This is a genomic window from Ralstonia mojiangensis, assembly GCF_023955645.1.
Classification (GTDB): Bacteria; Pseudomonadota; Gammaproteobacteria; order Burkholderiales; family Burkholderiaceae; genus Ralstonia; species Ralstonia mojiangensis.
The window spans coordinates 560,228-579,496 of record NZ_JAMXHU010000005.1 but is presented as its reverse complement, the minus strand read 5'-3'; the positions used below and the strand labels follow the sequence as shown (position 1 = coordinate 579,496).

General features: G+C 65.1%; 17 protein-coding genes. 8 read left to right on the top strand and 9 right to left on the bottom strand.

Annotated elements, in window-relative coordinates; genetic code table 11:
• Positions 1 to 29: 29 nt before the first annotated feature.
• Positions 30 to 1,661 (bottom strand): glycogen synthase GlgA, encoded by a 1,632-nt coding sequence (gene glgA / locus NG898_RS23025; RefSeq protein ID WP_252694590.1) that lies wholly within the window; start codon positions 1,659 to 1,661, stop codon positions 30 to 32.
• Between the two features lie 403 nt (positions 1,662 to 2,064).
• Here glgA and ahpC point away from each other — a divergent pair, with 403 nt between their 5' ends.
• Positions 2,065 to 2,628: an alkyl hydroperoxide reductase subunit C gene (ahpC, locus tag NG898_RS23020; protein ID WP_024978277.1), complete on the top strand. Its 564-nt coding sequence runs from the start codon at positions 2,065 to 2,067 to the stop codon at positions 2,626 to 2,628.
• A gap of 124 nt (positions 2,629 to 2,752) precedes the next feature.
• Complete coding sequence (gene ahpF / locus NG898_RS23015) at positions 2,753 to 4,327, top strand: alkyl hydroperoxide reductase subunit F (RefSeq protein WP_012430076.1); 1,575 nt, start codon at positions 2,753 to 2,755, stop codon at positions 4,325 to 4,327.
• Between the two features lie 82 nt (positions 4,328 to 4,409).
• Here the strand turns inward: ahpF and NG898_RS23010 are convergent, their stop codons facing one another.
• A complete protein-coding gene (locus tag NG898_RS23010) occupies positions 4,410 to 5,297 on the bottom strand; it encodes a LysR family transcriptional regulator (protein ID WP_252694589.1) in 888 nt (295 codons plus the stop codon).
• Between the two features lie 94 nt (positions 5,298 to 5,391).
• Here NG898_RS23010 and NG898_RS23005 point away from each other — a divergent pair, with 94 nt between their 5' ends.
• From NG898_RS23005 to NG898_RS22990, 4 genes are all read left to right on the top strand, one after another.
• On the top strand, positions 5,392 to 5,847 hold the full coding sequence (locus NG898_RS23005; RefSeq protein WP_252694588.1) for a nucleoside deaminase: 456 nt from the start codon (positions 5,392 to 5,394) through the stop codon (positions 5,845 to 5,847).
• Positions 5,844 to 7,055, top strand: coding sequence for a CynX/NimT family MFS transporter (locus tag NG898_RS23000; protein WP_252694587.1), 1,212 nt, complete (start codon positions 5,844 to 5,846; stop codon positions 7,053 to 7,055). Before NG898_RS23005 ends, NG898_RS23000 begins: the two co-directional genes overlap by 4 nt.
• 452 nt (positions 7,056 to 7,507) lie before the next feature.
• Positions 7,508 to 7,963: a ferric iron uptake transcriptional regulator gene (gene fur, locus NG898_RS22995; protein ID WP_252694586.1), complete on the top strand. Its 456-nt coding sequence runs from the start codon at positions 7,508 to 7,510 to the stop codon at positions 7,961 to 7,963.
• A gap of 96 nt (positions 7,964 to 8,059) precedes the next feature.
• Positions 8,060 to 8,311 (top strand): hypothetical protein, encoded by a 252-nt coding sequence (locus NG898_RS22990; RefSeq protein ID WP_092974978.1) that lies wholly within the window; start codon positions 8,060 to 8,062, stop codon positions 8,309 to 8,311.
• A 10-nt stretch (positions 8,312 to 8,321) separates the two neighbouring features.
• Here the strand turns inward: NG898_RS22990 and NG898_RS22985 are convergent, their stop codons facing one another.
• The 4 genes from NG898_RS22985 to NG898_RS22970 all read right to left on the bottom strand — a co-directional run bounded on the left by NG898_RS22985 (position 8,322) and on the right by NG898_RS22970 (position 11,267).
• Positions 8,322 to 8,627 (bottom strand): hypothetical protein, encoded by a 306-nt coding sequence (locus NG898_RS22985; RefSeq protein ID WP_004627974.1) that lies wholly within the window; start codon positions 8,625 to 8,627, stop codon positions 8,322 to 8,324.
• A 106-nt stretch (positions 8,628 to 8,733) separates the two neighbouring features.
• Positions 8,734 to 9,054, bottom strand: coding sequence for a DUF6587 family protein (locus NG898_RS22980; protein ID WP_252694585.1), 321 nt, complete (start codon positions 9,052 to 9,054; stop codon positions 8,734 to 8,736).
• Positions 9,051 to 10,916 (bottom strand): ferrous iron transport protein B, encoded by a 1,866-nt coding sequence (feoB, locus tag NG898_RS22975; RefSeq protein ID WP_252694584.1) that lies wholly within the window; start codon positions 10,914 to 10,916, stop codon positions 9,051 to 9,053. Before feoB ends, NG898_RS22980 begins: the two co-directional genes overlap by 4 nt.
• A gap of 42 nt (positions 10,917 to 10,958) precedes the next feature.
• The gene (locus NG898_RS22970) at positions 10,959 to 11,267 is read right to left on the bottom strand and encodes a FeoA family protein (RefSeq protein WP_252694583.1); all 309 of its coding nucleotides are present in this window, start codon (positions 11,265 to 11,267) and stop codon (positions 10,959 to 10,961) included.
• A gap of 689 nt (positions 11,268 to 11,956) precedes the next feature.
• On the opposite strand from NG898_RS22970, the gene NG898_RS22965 reads away from it, so the two are divergent.
• A complete protein-coding gene (locus NG898_RS22965; RefSeq protein WP_252694582.1) occupies positions 11,957 to 15,508 on the top strand; it encodes a bifunctional diguanylate cyclase/phosphodiesterase in 3,552 nt (1,183 codons plus the stop codon).
• A gap of 21 nt (positions 15,509 to 15,529) precedes the next feature.
• Here NG898_RS22965 and NG898_RS22960 read toward each other — a convergent pair whose 3' ends face one another.
• Positions 15,530 to 17,119, bottom strand: a complete 1,590-nt coding sequence (locus NG898_RS22960; protein WP_252694581.1) for a methyl-accepting chemotaxis protein — start codon at positions 17,117 to 17,119, stop codon at positions 15,530 to 15,532.
• Positions 17,120 to 17,336: 217 nt separating this feature from the next.
• On the opposite strand from NG898_RS22960, the gene NG898_RS22955 reads away from it, so the two are divergent.
• The gene (locus tag NG898_RS22955; RefSeq protein ID WP_092974999.1) at positions 17,337 to 17,588 is read left to right on the top strand and encodes a hypothetical protein; all 252 of its coding nucleotides are present in this window, start codon (positions 17,337 to 17,339) and stop codon (positions 17,586 to 17,588) included.
• A 13-nt stretch (positions 17,589 to 17,601) separates the two neighbouring features.
• On the opposite strand, the gene NG898_RS22950 is transcribed toward NG898_RS22955, so the two are convergent.
• Complete coding sequence (locus NG898_RS22950) at positions 17,602 to 18,423, bottom strand: siderophore-interacting protein (protein ID WP_252694580.1); 822 nt, start codon at positions 18,421 to 18,423, stop codon at positions 17,602 to 17,604.
• 103 nt (positions 18,424 to 18,526) lie between these two features.
• Positions 18,527 to 19,195: a PadR family transcriptional regulator gene (locus NG898_RS22945; protein WP_252694579.1), complete on the bottom strand. Its 669-nt coding sequence runs from the start codon at positions 19,193 to 19,195 to the stop codon at positions 18,527 to 18,529.
• Positions 19,196 to 19,269: the final 74 nt, after the last annotated feature.

Below are 19,269 nucleotides of genomic sequence, written 5' to 3'. Positions count from 1 at the left end.
GTGAAAGCGGGGCAGAGCGTCAGGCGCGGTCAGGCACGGATCTTCTCGGCACTGGCGGCGCGCGCCACCGCGTGCGCTCGGATCTCGTCGGACAGTGCCGTCGAGCGTCGCCGCGCCGGCGTACGCACAGGTTGGTCGGGTCGGGGCGAGTGCAGCGCGTCAGGTGTAGCGGGCGTCTGCGCAAGCGCCACGGCGGGCATTGGCGTGGCGGCTGGCACGAGGGTGCGGTACAGCGCGATGTATTCGCGTGCGGGCTGCGACCAGCCGAAGTCGGTCGTCATGCCGTTGTATTGCAGGATGCGCCACGCCTGCGGCTGGGCGAAGACGCGCAGGGCGCGCTCCACCGCGGCCACCATGGCGTCGGCGGTGTCGCCGTCGAACAGGAAGCCCGTCGCGCCATGCAACGCTGCTTCGGGCGAGCCGCGGTCGGTGATGGTGTCCATCAGGCCGCCCACGCGCGACGCGACCGGCACCGTGCCGTAGCGCATCGAATAGAGCGGCGTCAGGCCGCACGGCTCAAAGCGGCTGCCATGCAGCAGGATGTCGGCGCCGGCGTGCAGCAGGTGGGCATAGGCCTCGGTGTAGCCGATCTTCGCGGCCACCTGGCGCGGATACCGCGCTGCCAGCTCGGCCATGCCGGTCTCGTAGGCGTGTTCACCGCAGCCGAGCACGGCCACCTGCAATTGCGGGTTGGACTCCAGCAACTGGGGCAGCGCCTGCAACGTCACGTCGGCCATCTTTTGATGCGTCAGGCGGCTGCCCACGGCCAGCAGCGGCGCCTTGGCGTCTTCCGGCAGCCCGAAGCGCTGCTGCAGTACGCGCTTGGCGGTGTGCTTGCCGCTCAGGTTGGCGGCAACAAACTGCTGCGGCAGCAGCGGGTCTTTCGATGGGTTCCAGACGTCATTGTCGATGCCGTTGAGGATCGCGACGAGGTCTTGCTGGCGTGCGCGCAGCAGATCCTGCATGCCGCAACCCGCCGTGTCGGTCAGGATTTCGCGCGCATACGCATGACTCACGGTGGTGATGCGGTCCGCCCACAGCAGGCCGGCCTTCAGGAAACTGAACTGACCCCAGAACTCGGCTTCGTGCGCCGCATCGGGCGGCACGCCAATGTCCGGCACCATGTGCATCGGGAAATTGCCCTGGAACGCGAGGTTATGGATCGTGAAGACGGTCTTCGTCGGCACCTGCGCACGCTTGACGAACAGCGGCACCAGCCCCGCATGCCAGTCATGCGCCTGCACGATATCAAAGCGATGCACGCCCGGCACGCCGCCGGCAACGCGCGCCGCGGCCTGGCTGAACGCCGCAAAGCGCAGCGCGTTGTCTTCATACGGCTCGCCGTGGTCGTCGAGGTAAGGGTTGCCGGGCCGCGCGAACAGCGCCGGCGCGTCGAACAGGAGCACCGGGATGCCCTGTGCGCCCATGCGGCCACTCAGCAGGCGGGCGCGGCCGCCGGGCAGGTCAGTCCATTCACACAGGGTGCGCGTGTGCTGCAACTGCGTGATGGCGTCGGGATAGCCCGGCAGCATCACCGTCACTTTCATGCCGGCGCGCCGCAGTGCGTTCGCGCAGGCCCCGACCATATCTCCAAGCCCGCCGGTCTTGGCCAGCGGCACAGCTTCAGAAGCGACAAAGAGAACGTTCAGCGACAAGGTCATGCTCCCGGGGGAATTCGCCTGCCGGGCCGTCAGCCAACTGCATGAGCAGTGGACGGCGCCGATGCGCGGCGGAGGTTTGCGATCGACCTCTTCGCGCAAGACCTATGCCAGTCGGACAGACGCTGACAAGGCTATGAGCCTTTGCCCACGCCGCCTTGGCTGTACGTCATGTGCGCGCTGCGGGACCACGTGCGGGGTGTGCAACCTGCGGGTGCGCTGTGTAATTTCGTCTATGCACGCAGGCGCACGTTTGGGATAGATGGCGCTTCAGGCCGTAGACGCTCGATTGCCCGGGCAATAGAAAAAAACAATCGGTAAAATCATATCAATCAACTTGTGCAATGCATCGATCGACGATACGATCCACTCCGTTGTCAACCAAGCAACCCAACCGAAAACCACTATGTCGCTGATCAATACTCAAGTCCAACCGTTCAAGGCCCAAGCGTTCCACAACGGCAAGTTCATCGAAGTCACGGATGAGTCGCTCAAGGGCAAGTGGTCCGTGCTGATCTTCATGCCGGCCGCGTTCACCTTCAACTGCCCGACCGAAGTGGAAGACGCAGCGGACAACTACGCTGAATTCCAGAAGGCTGGCGCTGAGGTCTACATCGTCACGACCGACACGCATTTCTCGCACAAGGTGTGGCACGAAACGTCGCCGGCCGTGGGCAAGGCACAGTTCCCGCTGGTGGGTGACCCGACGCACCAACTGACCAACGCCTTCGGCGTGCACATTCCGGAAGAAGGCCTGGCACTGCGCGGCACGTTCGTGATCGACCCGCAAGGCGTGATCAAGACGATGGAAGTGCACGACAACGCCATCGCCCGTGACGTGAAGGAAACCCTGCGCAAGCTCAAGGCTGCCCAGTTCGTCGCCAACAACCCGGGCAACGTGTGCCCGGCCAAGTGGAACGAAGGCGCCAAGACGATCAAGCCGTCGCTCGACCTGGTCGGCAAGATCTAAGTTGTAAAGGCTGTTGCTGCAGAAATGCAGCGTGAAAAACGGCCGGCTCTGCCGGCCGTTTGCTTAAGGGCGCAGGCATGTGCCGCGCCCTGTCACTGAATCAAAACGAATAAAGGAAGTCGTCATGCTGGATGCTGATGTCAAGGCCCAACTGAAGGCCTACCTCGAACGCCTCGTGCAGCCCATTGAGCTGGTCGCCAACGTCGATGACAGCGAGGGCTCCCGCGACATGATGGACTTGCTGCGCGACGTGGCCGAGCAGTCCAGCATGATCGTGCTGACCGAACAACGCGACGCCGCCGAGCGCGCGCCGTCGTTCCTGATCCGCCGCACCGGCGCGGATGTGAGCGTGCGTTTTGCCGCCATCCCGACCGGTCACGAGTTCACCTCGCTCGTGCTGGCGCTGCTGCAAGTGGGCGGCTATGCGCCCAAGCTCGAAGCCGACGTCATCGAACAGATTCGCAATATCGAAGGGGATTTCCGCTTCGAGACCTACATGTCGCTCACGTGCCAGAACTGCCCGGACGTGGTCCAGGCGCTGAACGTGATGTCCGTGATCAACCCGCGCATCCAGCACGTCGCCATTGACGGCGCGCTGTATCAGGGCGAAATCGAAGCACGCCAGATCATGGCTGTGCCGACCGTGTTCCTGAACGGTGAGACCTTCGGCACGGGCCGCATGGGCGTGGAAGAGATCCTCGCCAAGATCGACACCGGCGCTGCTGCGCGTGACGCTGAAAAGCTTGCCGCCAAGGAAGCGTTTGACGTGCTTATCGTCGGCGGTGGCCCGGCGGGTGCGGCAGCTGCGGTGTACGCGGCGCGCAAGGGCGTGCGCACGGGCGTGGTGGCCGAGCGTTTTGGCGGTCAGGTGCTCGACACGCTGGGCATTGAAAACTTCATCTCCGTGCAGGAGACCGAAGGGCCGAAGTTTGCCGCCGCGCTGGAGCAGCACGTGCGCCAGTACGACGTCGACATCATGAACACGCAGCGCGCGGTCAAGCTCACGCCGGCAGACAAGCCGGGCGGCTTTGCCGAGGTGACGCTGGCCAACGGCGCGGTGCTCAAGGGCCGCTCCGTCATCCTGTCGACTGGCGCGCGCTGGCGCAACGTCAACGTGCCGGGTGAGCAGGAATACAAGAACAAGGGCGTGGCGTACTGCCCGCACTGCGATGGCCCGCTGTTCAAGGGCAAGCGCGTGGCCGTCATCGGCGGCGGCAACTCGGGTGTGGAAGCGGCCATCGACCTGGCCGGCCTGGTAAGCCACGTCACGTTGCTGGAATTCGCCAGCGAGCTGAAGGCCGATGCCGTTCTGGTGCGCAAGCTGCAAAGCCTGCCGAACGCGACCATCGTGACCAATGCGCAGACCACCGAGATCACCGGTGACGGCCAGAAGGTCAACGGCCTGCGCTACAAGAGCCGCGTGGATGGCGTCGAGCACACGGTCGCGCTGGAAGGTGTGTTCGTGCAGATTGGCCTGGTGCCCAACACCGAATGGCTGGACGGCGCGCTCGAGCGCAACCGCTTTGGCGAGATCGTCGTCGATGCGCGCGGCCAGACCAGTGCAGAAGGTGTGTTTGCCGCAGGCGATGCGACCACGACGCCGTACAAGCAGATCATCATCGCCACCGGCGATGGCGCGAAGGCCGCACTGTCGGCGTTTGATCATCTGATCCGCGTGCCGCTGGCCGAAGCTGCCTGAAGCAGAAACAGGCTGAACCCAGCCGTACAAAGCCGGACTTCGCGATCAGCGGGTCCGGCTTTTTTCTTTGGCGCTTTGGTGCTCAGCCGGCGGCGGACTGCAGCGCCTTCGCGCGCGCAGAGCACATGTCGACAAGGCGATCGCGCAACGCCCGCCCAGCGCTGTCGAGGTCGGGTCGCGCAAAAAGCGCCAGCTCGAGCCCGCCGATCTCCGGAAAACCATCCGCAGCGCCGAGCACGCGATGTCCGGCCTGCACGGTGCTGGCGGGCAGCAGGCTCACGCCCAACCCCGCGCTGACGGCCGCACACAGGCTTGCCAGGCTCGGGCTTGAATACGTGATGCGCCACGGCTGGCCGATCGATTCCAGCGCGTGCAGCATCTCCTGCCGATACAGCGCGCCCACCGGAAACACCACCAGCGGCAAGGAAGGTTGCGATGGCCCGAGCGGCAGCGTGTGCGGCCGCTCGGCGCTGTCGATCCAGCACACCGGCTCGGCCCAGCGCGCATGGCAGTCGCTATCGGTACCCCATTGCTTGACGAGCAGCATGTCGAGATCGCCGTTGCGGTACAGGCGCAGCAGGTGGTGGGAGAGGCCGCTTTCCACCTCCAGACGCAGGCGCGGGCGCTCGCGCGCGAAGCTGGCGATGAGTGGCATCAGCGCGCCGCTGCCGAGGTCTTCCGGCACACCCAGGCGCAGCACACCGCCAGTGTGTTCGGGGCTGAGCGCCTCGCTGGCTTCGTTGGCCAGCCGTAGCAGACGGCGGGCGTAGCCAAGCAGGCGATCGCCTTCTTCCGTCGGTAGCACCTGGCGCTGGCTGCGGTCGAGCAGGCGGCAGTCCAACTGCTGCTCGAGCCGGAGGATCTGCTGGCTGACGGTCGATTGCGTCAGGTGCAGATGCTCGGCCGCGCGGGTGAAGTTGCCCGTATCGACCACCGTGACAAAGCTGCGCAGCAAGACAAGATCAATCATTTGAAAACCCACTGAACATCATTCCACTATTTAATTTGAACATGTTTAGGGGCGCAACCATAATCGACCCGCAATTTCGTCTGCGGAGAATCCGATGTCCGATGAGCAGTACATGCGTGAGGCGGTAGAGCTTGCGCGCGGTAACGTCAACGCTGGTGGCCTGCCGTTTGGCGCGGTGCTGGCGCGCGACGGCAAGATCGTTGCGCGTGCCGTCAACGAGGTGCACACCACCAACGATCCCACCGCGCACGCTGAAATGCAGGCCATCCGCCAGGCAAGCCAGACGCTGGCCACGCCCGACCTGCGCGGCGCGGTGATGTACGCCAGCGGCCATCCGTGCCCGATGTGTTTCGCGGCGATGCACCGCAGCGGTATTCGCGCGGTGTACTTCGCGTATTCGAACGAAGACGGCGAGCCGTTCGGTATGTCCACCGCCGCCCTGTATGCCGAGATGCGCGGAGCACCGGAGCGTGGCGAGTTGCAACTGCGCTCGTGCCGACCGACGGGCGAGCAGGGCCTCTACGACGCATGGCAGGCACGTCAATCGTGAGCGACGTCGCCGCTCAGGGTGCCGCAGCCGCTTCCGCGCGTATCGATGCCGGTCGGATCGGCGTGGCGGTCGTGATTGCGCTTGGGCTGAACCTGCGGCCGATTCTCACGACCATCGGGCCGCTGCTGGCGGAAATCCGTGCGGGCACGGGCCTCAGCTTGCAGGGCGCATCGTTGCTCACGGTGATTCCCGTGCTCTGCATGGGCAGCGTGGCGCTGTTCCTGCCGTGGCTTGCGCGCTGGTTGCCGGAGCATCGTGGCGTGGCTTGCAGTCTGCTCGCCATTGCGGGCGCGTGCCTGTGGAGGCTGTGGGCCGGGCAGGGCGCCGCGCTGATCGCAAGCGCCGCGCTGGCCGGCACGGGCGTGGCGATTGTTCAGGCGCTGGTGCCGGGCATCGTCAAGCGGTGGTTTCCGCAGCGTGTGCCGATGGCGCTGGGTCTGTATTCCGCCTCGCTGATGGCCGGCGGCGGTATCGCGGCGACGCTGAGTCCGCGTATTGCACACGTCGCCGATTGGCATGTCGGTCTCGGCGTGTGGGCGCTGCCTGCGCTGGCAGCTCTCGGCTTGTGGGCGACCGCGCGACCGCGTGAAGCCTCCGCACCCGCGCGGCGCGGGCCGGTGCTCAATTTCTTCGGCAACCGGCGCGCATGGCTGCTGGCCATCTACTTTGGCGCGGCAAACGGCGGCTACACCAGCATGATCGCGTGGCTACCGATGTTCTACCGCCAGCTCGGCTGGAGCGCACAGGACGCGGGCAGTCTGATCGGCCTGATGACGATCTTCCAGGTGATCGGGGCATTGGCAGCGCCGCTGCTCGCACGCCGCTCGCCCGATCGCCGCCCATGGTTGGTGGTGGTGCTCGTCTTGCAACTCATGGGCATGGTCGGTTTGATGCTCGCACCGCAAGCGGGGACCACGCTGTGGGTCGCGCTGATCGGCGGCGGCCTGGGGTCGATGTTCTCGTTGTGCCTGACGCTCACGCTGGATCACCTGCCCGATGCACGCGCTGCCGGTTATCTGGCGGCCTTCGTACAAGGCATCGGCTTCATCATCACGGGGATCATTCCCTACGCAGTTGGCTGGCTGCGCGAGGTGACCGGCGGTTTCCAATTGCCTTGGCTGCTGCTGATTGCCATCGTGATCGCGTCGATGGTGACCACGTTGCGCTTTGCCCCCAGCGGCTACGCCTGCGCGATCGGGCCGGTGTAGTGCCAGCCTGCGCGGGTGACCACGCCTGAGGTGGGGCCTTCCACGGTTTGCAAAGAAAACGCTTGTAATGCGAATCATTCGCATTTATAGTGTGTCCATCGACGGCGCTGCAGCCGATGGATCCGCCCCATAGGGCACTTCCTCCACGGCACGGCGCATCGAACTGAATTCCGCTGCGTGCGCTCGCTGTTTCTTGGGCCGGCGCCCGGCAACCGATCTTTTGTGGGGACCGCTCTGACACACAGAGCGTTTGGCAGTAGCAAGCCGCCCGACAGTCGGGAAAGCACTCAGACCCCGCTTTCCCGACTGCGACTTTTCCGGGCCGCCAGCCATGCCGCTTTTTTTTTCGGAACGCATCGACCCGGCTTGCACGCTTGCTGCCCGGTCGTTTCTGGTTCTCGCCCGCTGTAGTGCCCCGCCTGCTGTACCCAAATCTCGCCCCAACGAACGCCATGCCAAACTCGACCGACCTGCGCCGGGCCGGGCTTAAAGCCACCTCGCCGCGCGTCAAGATTCTGGAAATCCTCACCGCCGGTACGGAACACGGCCGTCACCTGAGCGCAGAAGATGTGTACCGCCAGTTGCTCACGTCGGAACTCGACATCGGTATCTCAACGGTCTATCGCGTGCTCAATCAGTTGGTGGATGCCGGCGTGCTGTTGCGCCATACGTTCGAGGCCGGCCATGCGGTGTATGAGCTAGACGACGGTGCACACCACGATCACCTGATCTGCTTGTCGTGCGGCCGCGTGGAGGAGTTTCACGACGACGCCATTGAGTCGCGGCAGGAGCGTGTCGCCAACGAGCGCGGCTTTGTGCTGCGCGATCACGCGCTGGCGCTCTACGGCGTTTGCCCCGCGTGTCAGGCAAGTGCGGGTGCAGCCGGCGCGATTGGGTTGAACGCGTGATGTGACCCGGTAACTTGCTGAAACAGTATCGGCGCAATCATGGCGAAACTCACTGCGCGCTCGGGGTTCCAACTCCCTGTTATTCAGGAGATGCCGATGCAACGCCGTCTGAAGTCCGAACATGAACTCAAGACCTTGCTGGCCCGCTGCGTCCAGCAACATCCGGAATGCGCCCAGTGCGAACTGCGAGCGATGTGCATTCACCGCCCGGATCACACCGGCTGCAACTGGAGCGCCGAGTTTGATTTTCCGGTCGACGACGATGACGCCGCCATTCGGGGCCTGTCCGTCGCCAAGCGCCTGCTGACGCGGGCCCGCACGCAGTACAACGTGGTGCCGGCCCAATAAGCTGCGCCGCTTAGCCCTTCGCCTGGCGAGAAATCCGCTCCAGCAGCGCGCGTGCGCTTTCACCGTGCCCCTGCTGTGCCAGCAGGCGCGCATTCAGCACAAGATTTTCGAGGACCAGCTTGGCGATGCTCGCGGTGAGCGAGACGATCACCTCGTCCTGGCTGAAGTGGGCATTTTCCATTTGCGTCAGCTGGCGTGATACCAGCTTGCAGACCAGGTCGCGCAACATCTGCTCGTCGAAGGGCAGGTTGGCAAAATCCACCGGGTCTTCCTTCTCGACTTCCGCAATCAACTGGACCAGCAACTCTTCGGTCATGATGCGTCCCCCGTTCAGGTTTGGACCAGTCTACGCCTGCGTTGCGCAAAAACAAAACGGGCCCGCGTGATGCGAGCCCGTGAGTGTTGTGACGTTGCGTCGTCCGTTATTTGCGCCGCACGAAGTGGATCGGCTGTTCAGCCGCCGCGGCGGATGCCGAGTCGCCCGAGGCGCAGCCGCTGCAACCGCTGCCGCATGCGCTGCCCGAAAGCGGATCGGAGTGGCACGAGGGCGACTCGCCCGGCGTGAGCAACCGCTGCCCAAAGGCGCGCATCCAGCCTGGCCGCGACGGTCGATCACACCAGCCTGCCACGCGCGCCATCGTGCGAGCGCGCGTGGCAGGCGCATAGCGGCCGGTCAGCGACAAGGCGCTCAGCGCCACCACCGTGGCGACAACGCCCGTTTCAACAACCTGGTACATGCTCATGTCAGCACCCGTGCGATCTGGTAGGTGGCGAACGCGGCCAGGTAGGCCAGCGCGAAGAGGTAGCCGGCGGTGCCCGCCATGACCTTCCACGAGTTGGTTTCGCGGCGGATGGTGGCCAGCGTCGAGATGCATTGCGGCGCGTAGACGTACCACGCCAGGAAGGCCAGCGCCGTGGCCAGCGACCATTGCTGGGAGATGATCGGCGCCAGCTGCGCAGCCGCGTCTTCATGCGTGGCCGACAGCGAGTACACCGTCGCCAGCGCGCCCACGGCCACTTCACGTGCAGCCATGCCGGGAATCAGCGCAATACACATCTGCCACGTGAAGCCGATCGGCGCAAACACGACTTCCAGCGCGCGGCCGATCATCCCTGCAAAGCTGTAATCGATGGCCGGCAGTGTGGCGTTGGCCGGCGGCGAGGGGAACGTCGAGAGGAACCACAGCACCACCATCATCTTCAAGATGACCGTGCCGATGCGGCGCAGGAAAATGCGTGCGCGTTCGACGAGGCCGACGATCAGGTTGCGCACGCTGGGCAGGCGATACGACGGCAGTTCGAGGATGAGCGGGTGCTCGTTGCGATCGCGCTTCAGGTACTTGAGCACGTACGCCACGACCAGCGCCGACACGATGCCCGCCATGTACAGCCCGAACAGCACCAGCCCCTGCAAATTGAAGAAGCCCCACACCTGGCGCACCGGGATGAACGCACCGATCAGCAGCGCGTACACCGGCAGCCGCGCCGAGCACGTCATCAGCGGCGCTACAAGAATCGTCACCAGCCGGTCGCGCGGGTCCTGAATCGTGCGCGTGGCCATCACGCCGGGGATCGCGCACGCAAAACTCGACAGCAGCGGAATGAACGAGCGGCCCGACAGCCCGGCGCCCGCCATCAACCTGTCGAGCAGGAAGGCCGCGCGCGGCAGATAGCCGGATTCTTCCAGCGAAAGGATGAAGAGGAACAGGATCAGGATCTGCGGCAGGAACACCAGCACGCTGCCCGTGCCGGCGATGATGCCGTTCACCAACAGGCTTTTGAGCATGCCGTCGGGCATGACGTTGCCGACCCACACGCCCACGGCTTCCACGCCGCCCTGGATGCCGTCCATGAGCGGCTGCGCCCAGGAGAACACCGCCTGGAACATGAAGAACATCAGCACGGCCAGCAGCAGCAGGCCCAATACCGGGTGCAGCACGATGCGGTCGAGCCGGTCGTCCAGCTCGGCCGTGCTGCGCGGCATGGTCACGGCGGAATCGAGCAGGCGCTTCACTTCAACGTGCGGATCGGCGTCGGCCGGCAGCCCAACCGGCACGGCCGGGAGTCGTTCGTGATCGATATGCGCCACGAGCTCGGCTGCGCCGTTGCGTTTGATGGCCACGGTTTGCACCACCGGCACGCCCAGGGCGGCTTCCAGCTTGGCGCGATCGATGCGGATGCCGCGCCGCTCGGCCGCATCCACCATGTTCAGCGCCAGCACCATCGGCAAGCCCAGGCGCTGCAGCTCCAGAACGAAGCGCAGGTGCAGCCGCAGGTTGGTGGCGTCGACCACGCAGATCAGCAGGTCGGGGCGTGACTCACCGCGGAACGTGCCAAGGCAGATATCGCGCGTGATGGCTTCGTCCGGGCTGGTGGCGATCAGGCTGTAGGCGCCGGGCAGATCAAGAATCTGCACATGCCGGCCCGACGGCGCGGTAAAGCGACCTTCCTTGCGCTCGACTGTCACGCCCGCATAGTTGGCGACCTTCTGGCGGCTGCCCGTCAGCAGGTTGAACAGCGCGGTCTTGCCGCAGTTGGGATTGCCGACCAGGGCAACGCGCAATGCGGGTGTGGAAGCGGAGGAGGAAGAAGCGTGCATCTGCATGAAGCCGGATAAGCGGAACCGAAGGCGGCAATGGGAGGCGGGCTACGCCGCCTCGCGTACCTTGGCGGGCGGGGCCGTTTCGGGGGTGGCGATGGCGGCTGCGGGTTGCGTGGCCGATTCGGCGCGCACGCGCACGCGGGCAGCCTCCTGGCGACGCAGTGCAAAGCGGGTAAAGCCCACCTGCACGACCAGCGGATCGCCGCCGAACGGGCCGACGGCCACCACGCGCACCTCTTCGCCCATCACGAACCCGAGTTCGCGCAGGCGTTGGCTGATGGGATCGGCGGGTTCACGGTCTTCAACGTGATCCACCACCGCCGTCGCCCGGCGGGAAAGCTCGGAAAGCCGCATCGTGCGTGATCGTTAACGTAGCGTGGTACAAGCAAGGAAGCTAAATGCGAATCGTTTTCATTATAACGCAACATCCCGTGTGACGGGCTGCGGCACCCGGTCGCCAGGATGGATATTTCGGAGGACGGGTTGTTACGGGGTCAGGCGTTGCGCAGAAGGCACACGCGAAGGCGCGGGGCGGACAAAACCGCTGCCCATGCAGGGTTTTTCCCAAATTACCCTATCCTGGGTATTGGCCTGAACGGGGACCATTGCCTATCCTTCAACTGCGCTGAACTTCCCCGTTCAAAGCGTATTCTTGAAGCCACCGGATACCGCTATCCGGTGGCTTTTTCTATGGGCGCGTGCCGCGCACTGGCGTCCCCCCGCCAGACGCAGCCGACACCGTAACCAACAGCTCGCGTTACCGTTGAGCAGCATCGCGGCAACGGCGGTTCGGGCACCGCTTCCCCAACGCCGCTACCACCCCTCATGCCGCCTGCCACGCCGATTTGCGGCCGGGTCGACTACAGACTATCCACAAGTTGCGTGCGATAGGAATTGCAAGCAAAATGCTTGCGCACTGCGTCAGCCGTCAGCCGGCACGATGCCGCAACTGCATCGTGCGCCGAGGGGATGGTCCTTGAGCCGCGCATCGTGCAACCGCAGAGTGCACCCGCTCTCCACATAAGGCTCTACCGGTCATTCAAGTGCCGAAGCACGCTCTCTTTCCCACCACGCTGCGCGGCCGCTTGCTTGCTCTGGCCGCGGTGGCCGCCTTGCCGGCCATTGTCGTGGCGATTGCTGGTGTGGCGCTTTACCGTGACCGGCTCAATGATCATCTTGCTCAGCACCTGACCCACGAAACCGAGGCCGCTGCTGCCCGCGTCGGCATGGTGCTTTCCAACGCCAATACGCTCCTCTCGGTGCTGCTCGCCGACGATTCGGCGCTGCACATGGAGCAGCAAGAGTGCAGCAGTTTCGTCAACCGCGTCTTCCATAACCAGACCGAACTCGCGAATCTCGGCATCATCGATGCGCATCGCAAGCTGGTATGCACCCCCGACACGGCGAAGCTTGGCGTCGATCTGTCAGACCGGCCGTACATCAACGCGATCATGGCGACTGGGCGGCCCTCCCTCTCGACGTTCGTGATCGGACGCGCCTCCGGGCAGGCGGTGTTGATTTCGGCGCGGCCGATGGCAGGCAGCGACGGCGCCGTCCGTGGCGTGGCGTACGCGGCCGTGCGGCAGAGCGCGTTGATTGCGGCGGCCGTTGACGGCATGCCGGAAGCGCCGGTCTACCTGGTGGATGCAGTCGGCAACGTGTTGTCGACCCACGGTGTTCTGGAGTCCGCCCAGGTGCCGGCTATCGTGCACGGGCAGTTGGTCGCTGCCGCGGCCCAGCAGCCGGGAGAGCCTCTTCTGGTGGACGACACAGACGGCGTGCGCCGCGCCTATGCCGCCATGGTGGTGCCGCATGCGGCCGGCGGGCACTTGCGAATCGTGCGCGGTGTGGATGCAACCGACATCGTTCGCCAGCAGCGCAACGTGACGCTGGCTGGCGGCGGCGCCATCCTGCTCATGGTCGTGATGCTGCTGGCGCTGATCCAGTTGGCGCTTCGGCGGATGGTGATGCCGCGCATCGATGCCCTCGTGGATGCAGCGCGCCATTACGCCACGGGTGACTTTTCTGCCCGCGTGCCCGAGCACGGCGGCTCGCGCGATGAGCTCTCGCTGCTTGAGCGCACCTTCAACGAAATGCGTGCCGCGATCCAGCGCCACGACGCCACCGTCCACCGCCTGACCGAACGCTTTCAGCGCGTGGCGCGCGCCACCAACGACTGGATCTTCGACTGGGATATCGCCACCGGCGAATCCTGGGCCAACGCCAGCTTGCATCGGCTGCTTGGTAGCGATGCACTGCTGAGTCAGGGCGACGACGACGGCACAGGTGGGGGCTCCTCGCGCACGCTGACGTTCCATCAGTTTGTGCATCCGGACGACGTCGACGCCTTCGCCAAGGAACTGCGCGCCGTACTGAATTCAGATCGCGACAGCTGGCAGCACGTCTGCCGGGTGATCGACGCCAACCGTGCCACGCGCACGGTGGAAATTCGCGCGAGCCTGTATCGGGATCAGAACGGCCGCGCCGTGCGCGTGGTCGGCGGGGTGACCGACATTTCGCAGCGCTCGGCGATTGAGCAGGAGCTGCGCAGCAGTGAAGCGAACCTGCGCGTCGCCGAGCAGATTGCGCTCCTGGGGAGTTGGCGTTGGGACGTGCTGCGCGATTCGACTACATGGTCGTCAGGCATGTACGTGTTGACTGGCATGCCGATGGGCGCGCCTCCTGCCTTTGCACAGCAGGCGCAGTTCTTTACCGCCGACAGCTATAACCGCCTGCGTGAAGCCGCTAGCCGCGCCGTGACCGAAGGTGAACCATACGCGCTGGACCTGGAGATGATCCGTCGTGACGGGGAGCACCGCTGGGTGCTTTCGCGCGGCAACATCGAGCGCAACGATCGTGATGAGGTCGTCGCCCTGTTCGGCACCATGCAGGACATCACCGAGCGGCGCGAATCCGACGAGCAACTGCGCTTGCTGCGTCGCGTGGTCGAGTCGGTGCCGTCCGGCATTACCGTGGCCGACGCGCAGCAGCCTGACCTTCCGGTCGTGTACGTGAACCCGGGCTTCGAGCGCATGACGGGCTATCGCGCAGAAGAAGTGCTGGGCCGCAACGCGCGCTTCCTGCATTCGTCCGAACCGGGGCAGCCTGCGCTCAACGAAGTGCGTGCCGCCCTGCGCGACGAGAGCGAGATCCGCGTGCTGCTGCGCAACTTCCGCAAGGACGGCCACGCGTTCCTGAACAACTTCCTGCTCTCGCCGGTGCGCGATGCCAAAGGTGCGGTCACGCATTACGTCGGCATTCAGGACGACGTGACCGAGCAAGAGATGACGCGCGCTCGCCTGGCACAGCACGCCACCATCGATTCGCTAACGGGCCTGCCCAACCGAACGCTGCTGGCCGATCGCGTGCAGCAATCGGTGGAGATGGCTGCACGCCAGCGCAGTCGCTTCTATGTGGCGCTGGTCAACATTGACCGTTTCAAGGTCGTCAACGACAGCCTTGGCCACCTGCTGGGCGACGAGGTGCTGCGCCGTGTGGCCGAGCGCCTGCGCGATGCAGCCGATACGGTGGATACCGTGGCGCGTTTTGGCGGCGACGTGTTTGCACTGGTGATCTCGCACGCAGGTTCGCGTGGTGTCGATTTCGGTTTTGACCTCTTTGCTGAGCCGGTGCGCGTGGAGGGGCACGAGGTATTCGTGACCGCAAGCATTGGCGTGGCCGAATATCCAGCGCACGGTGCCGATGCCGATAGCCTCATCCGCCATGCCGAAATGGCGATGTACTACGCGAAGCAGAACGGCCGCAATCGGCTTGAATTTTTCGCGCCCGAGATGGACATCGGCGTGTCGTACCGGCTGAACCTGGAGCACCAGATTCGGGCAGCGCTCGAGCAGGGCCAGTTCCGCTTGCTGTATCAGCCGCAGATCGACACCAAGACGGGCCGCGTGTGCGGGCTGGAAGCGCTGATCCGCTGGATTCATCCGACGCGGGGGTTGCTGCCGCCGGCTGCGTTCATTCCGGTGGCCGAAGAAAGCGGGCTGATTGTCGAGATCGGCAACTGGGTCTTGACCGAGGCCGCGCAGCAGCGCGCCGAGTGGCACAAACGTGGCCTGGCCGAGGATCTTACGCTGGCAGTAAATGTCTCGCCGCTGCAGTTCAAGCGCGGCACCGTGCTGCCGACGCTGCTCAAGCTCCAGCGCCAATACGGCCTCGGCTCAGGCTTTCTTGAACTGGAAGTGACTGAGTCGATGCTGATGGAGGGCACCGAGCGCACGATCGAAGACCTCACGGCCATACGCCAGCTTGGGGTGCGCATTGCCATCGACGATTTCGGCACGGGCTATTCGAGCCTGGCCTATCTGAAGCGCCTGCCGATTGATCTCATCAAGATCGACCGCGCGTTCGTCAAGGATATCGACCGCGATTCCAACGATGCCGCCATCTGCACGACGGTCGTGGTGCTTGCGCACAACCTGGGCGTGAAGGTGTGCGCAGAAGGCGTGGAAGATGCCGCGCAGTCTGCCTTCCTGGCCTCGCACCAATGCGACGTGCTGCAGGGTTATTACTTCAGCGAGCCGCTGTTGCCGGATGCGGTGACGGCGCTCCTGGAACGCGACACGCGCTTCACGCTGTAAGGCCCCACACCCGCTGCGGCGCTACGCGCGGAACACCGCGATGGCGTGCTTCAGATCTTCCGATTGGCGCGCCAGTACCGACGTGGCCGCCGCAGCTTCTTCCACCAGCGTGGCGTTCTGCTGCGTGACCCCATCGAGCTGCGAAACCGACGCGTTGATCTGCGCAATGCCGCTGCTCTGCTCGCGCGAGCTGGCCGAGATTTCCGACATGAGCTGCGTGACGGTCTGCACTGACTGCACGATCTGCGTCATGGTCGCGCCGGCCTTGTGAACGAGGTCCACGCCATCGCGCACGGACTGATCAGATGCGCGAATGATCTCCTTGCTCTGCGCTGCGGCCTGGGCGCTGCGTTGCGCGAGGCTGCGCACCTCGCCCGCGACAACCGCAAAGCCGCGGCCTTCTTCGCCCGCGCGGGCAGCTTCCACAGCCGCGTTGAGCGCAAGGATGTTGGTCTGGAACGCGATGCTCTCGATGGTGGCGATGATCTCGGTCACACGCTGGCTGTCGGCGCGGATGGCGTCCATGGTGTGCACGACGCGCTGCACGACCTGGCCGCCGTCGGCCGCGATCGTGGAGGCCTCCTCGGCAAGTGCACTGGCCGCACGGGCGTGGTCGGCATTCTGCGAAACCATCGATGTCAGCTCTTCCATGCTCGAAGCGGTTTCTTCCAGCGCGGCGGCCTGCTGTTCTGTGCGGGCAGAGAGGTCATGGTTGCCGGCCGAAATCTGCAGCGTGCTGTGTGCGACGCTGGCGGCACCGTCCTGGATGTCGCGCACGATGGACGACAGGCTCGCGCGCATGGTCGCCATGGCGCGCATGACTTCGCCCAGCTCGTCGTGGGAGCGGGCTTCGACCACGGTGGTCAGATCGCCGGCTGCCAGGCGTGTGGCCAGCATGGCGGCTTCCTCCAGCGGACGGATGAGCGTGCGCGCAAGCAGCACGCCAGACATCGTCGCCAGCCCCGCGCAACCCACGCCGGTGAGCCACAGCCAGTCGCGGCTGAAAACGAGCCACGCTGCGCCATGCAGATCGGCGGCTTCCAGCGCGATGTGCGCCCACAGCGTACCGACCAGGATGGCCGACGCAATCAGCGTTTGCAGACCGATCACCTTGAAGCGCAGGCTCTCGAGCTGGAGCAGGTTTGCGGCGCGCCGCCAGCCCGTGCGCAGAATGCGGCCGGCGCGCACGGTGTACGACGTGTCGCCTTCGTTGATGGCGGTGTAGGCACGTTGCGCGCGCGCGATCTGCGCAGGCGTGGCCATCGACCGCACCGATGTATAGCCGACCACCGCGTTGTTCTGAAACACCGGCGTCACGTTGGCCAGCACCCAATAGAAGCCGCCATCCTTGCGGCGGTTCTTGACGAAGCCACGCCACGGCTTGCCGGCTTGCAGCGTTGCCCACAAGTCGGCGAAGGCGGCTTCGGGCATGTCTGGATGGCGCACGAGGTTGTGCGGGGCACCCACCAGTTCCTCCTGCGAATAGCCGCTGATGCGCACGAACGCCGGGTTGGCGAAAACGATGCGGCCTTTGAGGTCGGTCCGGGAGATGAGGTAGTCCGTCGGGTTGAGGGCGGTTTCGGCTTGGGTGACCGGCAGATTCTTGCGCATGGTTGTGCCGCGCTTCGTGGGCGCAGATGGACGGAAGGAGGGGCGCGCGCGAGAGACGCGCTGTCCTTCTTTGCATCGGCACACTGGCGGCGGGCTAAAGGTGATGCGTGCGCCCGCAGTTGATCTCGATCAAATCACACGGTCCTGCCCCGATGGGCATGGCCGTTGCTACCTTGCTGGCAATGCGCCGTTCAGGCGCTGCAGATGGAGGAACGAGGTGCACAAGATCTGTGGAGACGTTGAGATCGTCCCGCGTGTGGTGCCCGCTGGCGGGCGGGGCTGGGAGGCGCGTGTCGAGGTGGTGTTCCGCGGCGCGGAAGGGCAATCGTTGTCTGGCTCGCAACCGGTGCGGCCCGGATGCACGTTTGGCTCCCCGCGCGAAGCGATGGACGCGGCGCTGCTTTACGGGCAGCGCCTGCTGCGAGATTGGGTGCGGGGTGCCACGCCTAGTGCGGAGATCGCCACCTGAGGCGACTCCAAGATCAACGCGCCTCGGCCGCCTTGCGTTCTTCGCGCGAGAGCCCTGCCGTCCAGTAGCCCTTGGCATCGATGGCGTCGCGGGGCACCGCCCAGGCACCTTCAAGCAGTGTCCGGACCTGCTTGAGCAATGACGCCTCGCCGGCCAGGAACACCTGTGGCGTGCCAGTCGGCATGGGTTGGGCGCTGAGTGCGCCGACCATCATTGCGCCGGCGTGCGCCGTATCGCTCTCTACCCAATGGATATTGCGGCTGCGCGGGTGGCCGGCCAGGGCGCACTCCAGGGGCAGTCTGGCGCGAGCGTCGCCGATGGCGATATAAGTCAGCACCTGCGCGTGCTCGGGCAATGTTTCCAGAATCGCGAAGATGGCGGGCAACGCAGTTTCATCGCCAATGAGCAGCGTCCACGGTGCGGCTGGGTCGGCGCGGAAGCCGCGCTTGGGGCCCGCAAATTCGACTTCGTCGCCGGGGGCGGCGTGTTCGAGCCAGCGTGCGGCGGGGCCGTGCTGCGCGGCGGGGGTTTCGTCGTGCACGACAAAATCGATTTCGAGTTCATCGCGCTCCGCGTGATAGCGGCGGATGGTGTAAGCGCGCCCCAGCGTGCGACCGGTGCCTGCGGCATCGTGCGGAAACATCAGCTTGATGGCCGCGCCGGGCGCAGCGCTGGCCAGATCGGCCAGATCCGCAGCGGCTACGCCGGTAAACACTACGCGGCGCATGCGCGGCGACAGGGTATGGACTGCGCGCACACGCATGCGGCGTGTGGCGGGTTTGACAGAACTGAGCAGCTGCGACATGAGACCTTGTGTGCGATTGAAGGCAAACATAGATGGCTGCGAAATGGACCGAGACTGCGACCCGGGGACCGAGGCGGTGGCCCGGGCGATGAAACATCCCCCGGGCGGCTGGACGGATGCTGCTGCTTGCCGCTTACCGCTCGCCGGTAATTTCTTTCAAAGCACGTAGCAGGATGTCTGCCACGCGCTGCTGTTCTTCGCGCGAGGCGAAGCGTTTTTCCATGAGCGCGAACTTCAGACGCCAGCGCGCGGTGCGCAGCGGGTCGTGTCCCGTGTCCGTCCATTCGGCGGCGTTGTCGGTTTCGCGGTCGAAGGCCATGGCTTCGTTCATGCGTTTCACGCGCTCGCCCATGGCGCGCAGTTGCGCGAGGATGGCATCGGCGCTGTGCTGGCGTTCGGCCAGCCATGTTTCGCCTTCGGGCGTGATGCCGTAGCGCTTCTTGTTGCCTTCGACCGTGACAGAAGCAAAACCGTGGTCTTCCAGATACGACAGCGCCGGGTACACCATGCCTGGGCTTGGCGTGTAGAAGCCGAGCGAATGCTCTTCCACCGCCTTGATCAATTCATAGCCGTGGCGGGGCGTGCCCTTGAGCAGCGCTAGCAGCACGAGCTGCAAGTCGGCCGAGCTGAGCCGGCGGCCGCGCCACGGGCTGCCGCCTTCGTCATCACCTTCGCCGTAGCCGCCGGGGCCGCCAAAGCCGCCCATGCCACGCCCGAAACCGTGGCCGCCATGGCCGTGGCGGCCCATCATGAAGTGCTTTTCGATCCACATTTTGTGGTGGTGTCCGAACCAACCGCGCATTGCCATTCTCCTGAAGAACATCATCAGATATATCGTAAGATACATCGCATGATAGTGGCGGCGGTCCAGAAGTC

Bases quoted from the DNA above. Each gene is read 5' to 3' on its own strand.
- glgA (WP_252694590.1), bottom strand. From the start codon at position 1,661: ATGACCTTGTCGCTGAACGTTCTCTTTGTCGCTTCTGAAGCTGTGCCG.
- ahpC (WP_024978277.1), top strand. From the start codon at position 2,065: ATGTCGCTGATCAATACTCAAGTCCAACCGTTCAAGGCCCAAGCGTTC.
- ahpF (WP_012430076.1), top strand. From the start codon at position 2,753: ATGCTGGATGCTGATGTCAAGGCCCAACTGAAGGCCTACCTCGAACGC.
- NG898_RS23010 (WP_252694589.1), bottom strand. From the start codon at position 5,297: ATGATTGATCTTGTCTTGCTGCGCAGCTTTGTCACGGTGGTCGATACG.
- NG898_RS23005 (WP_252694588.1), top strand. From the start codon at position 5,392: ATGTCCGATGAGCAGTACATGCGTGAGGCGGTAGAGCTTGCGCGCGGT.
- fur (WP_252694586.1), top strand. From the start codon at position 7,508: ATGCCAAACTCGACCGACCTGCGCCGGGCCGGGCTTAAAGCCACCTCG.
- NG898_RS22990 (WP_092974978.1), top strand. From the start codon at position 8,060: ATGCAACGCCGTCTGAAGTCCGAACATGAACTCAAGACCTTGCTGGCC.
- NG898_RS22985 (WP_004627974.1), bottom strand. From the start codon at position 8,627: ATGACCGAAGAGTTGCTGGTCCAGTTGATTGCGGAAGTCGAGAAGGAA.
- NG898_RS22980 (WP_252694585.1), bottom strand. From the start codon at position 9,054: ATGAGCATGTACCAGGTTGTTGAAACGGGCGTTGTCGCCACGGTGGTG.
- feoB (WP_252694584.1), bottom strand. From the start codon at position 10,916: ATGCAGATGCACGCTTCTTCCTCCTCCGCTTCCACACCCGCATTGCGC.
- NG898_RS22970 (WP_252694583.1), bottom strand. From the start codon at position 11,267: ATGCGGCTTTCCGAGCTTTCCCGCCGGGCGACGGCGGTGGTGGATCAC.
- NG898_RS22960 (WP_252694581.1), bottom strand. From the start codon at position 17,119: ATGCGCAAGAATCTGCCGGTCACCCAAGCCGAAACCGCCCTCAACCCG.
- NG898_RS22950 (WP_252694580.1), bottom strand. From the start codon at position 18,423: ATGTTTGCCTTCAATCGCACACAAGGTCTCATGTCGCAGCTGCTCAGT.
- NG898_RS22945 (WP_252694579.1), bottom strand. From the start codon at position 19,195: ATGCGCGGTTGGTTCGGACACCACCACAAAATGTGGATCGAAAAGCAC.